This is a genomic window from Martinezella calliandrae (assembly GCF_030272695.1).
Taxonomy (GTDB): domain Bacteria; phylum Pseudomonadota; class Alphaproteobacteria; order Rhizobiales; family Rhizobiaceae; genus Rhizobium; species Rhizobium calliandrae.
The window spans coordinates 1-350 of the sequence record NZ_JARFYN010000236.1; the positions used below are offsets into that span (position 1 = coordinate 1).

The 350-nt window shown below is 62.6% G+C and carries 1 pseudogene; it reads right to left on the minus strand.

Features of this window, described 5'->3' with window-relative positions:
* A pseudogene (locus tag PY650_RS37750) lies at window positions 1-350 on the minus strand (hypothetical protein); the annotation flags it as partial.

The following is a 350-nucleotide window of genomic DNA, read 5'->3' on the forward strand; positions in this document are numbered from 1 at the left end:
AGAAACTCCTCAACCACTTTGCAGCGCCGCCGACGGGTCCTGTCTGCCAAACCCCAGACGTCGCGCATGTGGATATCGAAACGCGTCAACTCCTGTTCGATAGCGGAGTTCCGAGCCGGATACTGCGGCACCACGCCGCCGGCTTTGAGTACCTCGAGAAGGTGGCCAAGTGCCGCCTGCAGGTCATGACGAATACGGCGGACCGGATCGGGGCAGACGCATGCCGGCAAGTGTTCCGAGAGAAAGCGAATGACGGCGACTTGACCGATCGCTTCCAGGCGGTACCCCTCCTGTGTCAGCCAATGGGCGAAGTGCGCGATGCAGCACATGTAGGCGCGCTGGGTGCCCGG